Origin of the sequence: Methylobacterium sp. B1, assembly GCF_000333255.1 — a bacterium.
Taxonomy (GTDB): Bacteria; Pseudomonadota; Alphaproteobacteria; order Rhizobiales; family Beijerinckiaceae; genus Methylobacterium; species Methylobacterium fujisawaense.
Genome location: NZ_BACT01000785.1, coordinates 1 through 4993 on the forward strand (window position 1 = coordinate 1; position 4993 = coordinate 4993).

The 4993-nt window shown below is 69.0% G+C and carries 6 protein-coding genes; 5 read left to right on the forward strand and 1 reads right to left on the reverse strand.

The genetic code is table 11. The features are described 5' to 3' along the window. The first annotated feature begins 269 nt into the window (after nucleotides 1-269). A complete protein-coding gene (locus I53_RS22775; RefSeq protein ID WP_043355011.1) occupies nucleotides 270-833 on the forward strand; it encodes an SH3 domain-containing protein in 564 nt (187 codons plus the stop codon). 218 nt (nucleotides 834-1051) lie between these two features. Here the strand turns inward: I53_RS22775 and irr are convergent, their stop codons facing one another. After that, nucleotides 1052-1567 (reverse strand): Fur family transcriptional regulator Irr, encoded by a 516-nt coding sequence (gene irr, locus I53_RS22780; protein WP_012319639.1) that lies wholly within the window; start codon nucleotides 1565-1567, stop codon nucleotides 1052-1054. A 215-nt stretch (nucleotides 1568-1782) separates the two neighbouring features. Between irr and fabA the strand changes: the two genes are divergently transcribed. The 4 genes from fabA (at nucleotide 1783) to fabI (ending at nucleotide 4883) form a co-directional block, all read left to right on the forward strand. Then, nucleotides 1783-2319, forward strand: coding sequence for a 3-hydroxyacyl-[acyl-carrier-protein] dehydratase FabA (gene fabA / locus I53_RS22785; RefSeq protein WP_043355013.1), 537 nt, complete (start codon nucleotides 1783-1785; stop codon nucleotides 2317-2319). Nucleotides 2320-2459: 140 nt separating this feature from the next. Continuing rightward, nucleotides 2460-3686 (forward strand): beta-ketoacyl-ACP synthase I, encoded by a 1227-nt coding sequence (gene fabB / locus I53_RS22790; RefSeq protein ID WP_043355015.1) that lies wholly within the window; start codon nucleotides 2460-2462, stop codon nucleotides 3684-3686. A gap of 57 nt (nucleotides 3687-3743) precedes the next feature. Beyond that, entirely contained in the window at nucleotides 3744-3866 is a 123-nt protein-coding gene (locus I53_RS35800; RefSeq protein ID WP_257787406.1) for a hypothetical protein, read from the forward strand. A 186-nt stretch (nucleotides 3867-4052) separates the two neighbouring features. Beyond that, nucleotides 4053-4883, forward strand: coding sequence for an enoyl-ACP reductase FabI (gene fabI / locus I53_RS22795; RefSeq protein ID WP_043355017.1), 831 nt, complete (start codon nucleotides 4053-4055; stop codon nucleotides 4881-4883). Nucleotides 4884-4993: the final 110 nt, after the last annotated feature.

Here is a 4993-nt window from a genome sequence, read left to right on the forward strand (position 1 = left end):
GTCTCTCTCCCCGTCGCCCCGCGGCCCTGATTGCGGCACGCGCCCGGCGGCTTCCGCCCGGACCGCTTCCCGCAAGCGTCCGTTAACCGAACTCGGCCAGACAGGATCGGTCACGAGGCGCCGGTTCCGGAGCCAGTTCCGACCCATCGGCCTCTCTACCAGAGGTGGGCCGGAACACAATCGGATGCGGCCCGGTCCGCGTGTCGAACCGGCCCTGCTTTCGACAGGTCCGGCGCCCACCAACGCCACGTCTGGATAGGGAGACGACCATGCGCGTGTCACGCCTCAGCTTCGCCGTCGTGGCGATGCTGGCCGGCGGCCTCGCGACCGGTGCCCGGGCGGCGCCGCCCGCAGGCCCCGAGGCTGGGGTCGGACCGGTGACCAAGCTGCCGCTGCCGCGCTACGCGAGCCTGAAGACCGATCGCGTCAACCTCCGCGAGGGCCCCTCCAAGGATCACCGCACCCTTTGGGTCTTCCAGCGGGCCGGCCTGCCCGTCGAGATCATCGGCGAGTTCGAGACCTGGCGCCGGATCCGCGATTCGGAGGGGACCGAAGGCTGGGTGCTGCACTCCCTGCTGTCCGGCCGCCGGACCGCCATCGTGAATGCCGGCCCCGACAAGGGCGTCGAGAAGGCTGCCGTATCGCTGCGCGCGAAGGCCGACGACGGCGCCGAGGACGAGGCCAAGCTTCAGACCGGGGTGATCGGCAGCGTCAAGAGCTGCACCGGCACGTGGTGCCGCCTGATCGTCGCCCTGCCGAACAAGCGGGACGTGGATGGCTATATCCGCCAGAACCGCCTGTGGGGCGTCTATCCGAACGAGGTCGTGGAGTAGCGTTCGGCGCGATCATCGCCATCGGGCGATGCCGGCCGGCACGGACACTCCCATACCGGGACCGCGCAGCAGACGGTATCCGATGCCGGCACCGATCGCCGCACCCCGACCGGAATGGCCGGCGCTCCGGTGTCGCGCGACCGAGCGCAAACGCAAAGGCCCGGACGAAACCGGGCCTTTGCGACGATCCTGATGATTCCTTGAGCCGTACCGCGGCGTCAGCCCTGGCGGCGGCCCGCCGGCCGGCTGCGGCGCAGCCGTACGATCACCTCGACCCCGGCGATCTCCATCCCCTCGGGGGCCTCGGGCAGCGAATCAACCGTGATGCCGCAATCCGGCATGTCGATGACCTGGCTCTCGTCTTCCAGGTAGAAGTGGTGGTGCTCGGTCGGGTTCGTGTCGAAATAGGCCTTCGACCCGTCGAGCGCGAGCTGGCGCAGCAGCCCCGCCTCGGTGAACTGATGGAGGGTGTTGTACACCGTCGCCAGCGACACCGGCACCTTGGCGCGCATCGCTTCGTCGTAGAGCATCTCGGCCGTGAGATGGCGGTCGCCGCGGCCGAACAGAAGCCAGCCGAGGGAGAGACGCTGCCGCGTCGGCCGCAGGCCGGCCCGACGCAGGCGGTCGCGGAGGTCGGACAGCGGGCACCCGCGCCGCGGAGTCCCGTTGGCCTCCAACTGGGGGGCGGGGACCCGGCCGTTGAAGACGGCCTGGAATGGCACCGGTTCGGACATCGCTGGACTGAACGCTCGACGAGGGGCCTGAAGGAACGGATGTCGCCCGAGTATATTGAAGTGGTCAGGCTGTCGCAACCCGAGCGTTGCCGCATGCCTGCGGCCGCAGGCTTTGAAGGCGCGACGCCCCGTGCTAACCCGCGCGCCAGCCGACGGGCCGAGTATAGTCGCCCGCGACGTGAAGATCGCGCACATCCGAGGAAACAGCCAACCCAATGCCGCCAGACGCCGAGACACAAGCGCAGGACGCGAACCGCCGGTCGCACTATTCTTACGAGGATCTTCTGGCCTGCGGGCGCGGCGAACTCTTCGGATCCGGGAACGCGCAATTGCCGCTTCCGCCGATGCTGATGTTCGACCGCATCACGTCCATCGCGGCCGAGGGTGGCGCCCATGGGAAGGGCCACGTGACCGCCGAACTCGACATTCGGCCGGACCTCTGGTTCTTCCCCTGCCACTTTCAGGGCGATCCGGTGATGCCGGGCTGCCTCGGGCTCGATGCGCTCTGGCAGATGCTGGGCTTCCATCTCGGCTGGCTCGGCTCGCCGGGTCGTGGCCGCGCCCTCGGCGTCGGCGAGGTGAAGCTCGCCGGCCAAGTCCTGCCGACGATGAAGAAGGTGGTCTACAATGTCGACGTGAAGCGCGTCCGTCAGGGCAAGCTCGTCCTCGGCATCGGCGACGGCTGGCTCGAAGCGGACGGCGAGCGCGTCTATCAGGTTCAGGACATGCGGGTCGGCCTGTTCCAGAGCTGAATCGCGTCGGCCGGGCGTCCGGTTCGCGGCTCGGCCGCAACGCCGGACGATCTCGGTGGTTGAGATTGTGTCCGCGTCACCTTAGCTGACCGGTACGTGGCCCGGGCGACCGAGGCCGCGACGGAGGTAGTGTCACCATCATGCGCCGTGTCGTCATCACCGGGATGGGCATCGTCTCGTCCATCGGCAACAACACGCAGGAGGTGCTCGCCTCCCTGCGCGAAGCCCGCTCGGGCATCGCGCGCGACGCCAGCTACGCCGAGCACGGCTTCCGAAGCCAGGTCTCGGGCGCGCCGACCCTCGACCCCGAAGGCGTGGTGGACCGGCGCGCCATGCGCTTCCACGGCGGCGGCACCGCCTGGAACCACGTCGCCATGGATCAGGCGATCCGGGACGCGGGTCTAGAACAGGGCGACATCTCGAACGAGCGCACCGGCATCATCATGGGTTCGGGCGGTCCGTCGACCCGGGTGATCGTCGAGGCCGCCGCCATCGCCCGGGAGAAGGGCCCCAAGCGCATCGGCCCGTTCGCGGTGCCGAAGGCGATGTCGTCCACCGCCTCGGCGACCCTGGCGACGTGGTTCAAGATCCGCGGCGTGAATTATTCGATCTCCTCCGCCTGCGCGACGTCGAATCACTGCATCGGCAACGCCGCAGAGATCATCCAGGGCGGGCGGCAGGACATCATCTTCGCGGGTGGGTGCGAAGACCTCGACTGGACCCTCTCGGTGCTGTTCGACGCCATGGGCGCCATGTCGTCCAAGTACAACGACACGCCGTCCCGGGCCTCCCGCGCCTACGATGCCAACCGCGACGGCTTCGTCATCGCCGGCGGCGCGGGCGTTCTGGTCCTCGAGGAGCTGGAGCACGCCAAGGCGCGGGGCGCCCGGATCTACGGCGAGATGGCCGGCTACGGCGCCACGTCGGATGGGCACGACATGGTGGCGCCGTCGGGCGAAGGGGCCGTCCGCTGCATGCGGCAGGCCATGGAAGGCCTGAAGGGCGCGCGGATCGACTACATCAACCCGCACGCCACCTCGACGCCGGTCGGCGACGACAAGGAGATCGAGGCGATCCGCGAGGTCTTCGGCCGGGGCGACGCATGCCCGCCGATCGCCGCCACGAAGTCGCTCACCGGTCACTCGCTCGGCGCCACCGGCGTGCAGGAGGCGATCTACAGCCTGCTCATGATGAACAACGGCTTCATCTGCGAGAGCGCGCATATCGACGAACTCGATCCCGCCTTCGCCGACATGCCGATCCTGCGGGCGCGTCGGGACGACGCGCAGCTCGGGCACGTGCTGACGAATTCCTTCGGCTTCGGCGGCACCAATGCGACCCTGGTCCTGAAGCACGTCGACGCCTGATTACTGAAGGGAACCGCCGGCTTGAGGTCGGCGTTTACCGAATGTTGAGATCTGGTGGTGGCAATGGGGACTTTCATCTTCGGAACGCTAAGCGGGCTGGTCATCGCCGGTTGCGCCGCGATCTACGCCAAGCAGGCCCTCATCGACGAGGCCCAATCGCATACGGACGGCCATTTCTGAGTCCGGCCGCCCCGCCGGGAACGCCCCGCCAACAGGCGGGGCTTTTTTTTGCCTGCCGTCCGACCGCCGACCGGTTTGGAACGCACGGCGAGCCGCGCTAAGGCACCCTTTGGCGGTTCGCTTGCGCGGATCGCGGACCGTCCCCGCCTGGTAGGGGCGGCGTGCTTGGTCAGGATGTGAGTCGGCATGACGGGATTGATGGCAGGCAAGCGCGGCCTGATCATGGGCGTCGCGAACGATCACTCGATCGCCTGGGGTATCGCCAAGGCGCTGCACGCCCAGGGCGCGCGCCTGGCTTTCACCTACCAGGGCGAGGCTTTGGGACGCCGCGTGGCACCGCTCGCCGCCAAACTCGATTCGGATCTCGTCCTCCCCTGCGACGTCGAGGACCTCGCCTCCGTGGATGCGACCTTCGAGGCCCTCGATGCGCGATTCGACGGCGGCCTCGACTTCGTGGTCCACGCCATCGGCTTCTCCGACAAGGCGCAGCTCAAGGGCCGCTACGTCGACGTGACCACCCGCGAGAATTTCGTGCGGACGATGACGATCTCGTGCTTCTCGTTCACCGAGATCGCGCAGCGCGCGGCCAAGCGGATGACGCAGGGCGGGTCCCTGCTGACCCTGACTTACGGCGGGGCGACCCGGGTCATGCCGAACTACAACGTGATGGGCGTGGCCAAGGCGGCGCTGGAGGCGTCCGTCCGCTACCTCGCGAGCGATCTCGGTCCGGACGGGATCCGCGTCAACGCGCTCTCCGCCGGCCCGATGCGGACGCTGGCGGGCGCCGGGATCGCCGACGCGCGGCTGATGTTCAATCACCAGCGGGCCCATGCGCCGCTGCGGCGCACGGTGAGCCTGGAGGATGTCGGCGGCTCAGCCCTCTACCTCCTGTCGCCGCTCTCGGGCGGTGTCACCGGCGAGGTCCATTTCGTGGATGCCGGCTACAACATCATCTCGATGCCGCGCCCGGACGTGCTTCAGGCCCAGGACGCGGCCGGAGTCGTCGGCGACGCCTGAGCCTCACTCCTCCGGGATGCGGCCCGGAGGCAGCGGGCCGCGCCGGACGCCGCGTTCGTCGCGCCGCGCCCGCACGGCGCGGATTTCTTCCGCGGAGGGCGGCGCGGACG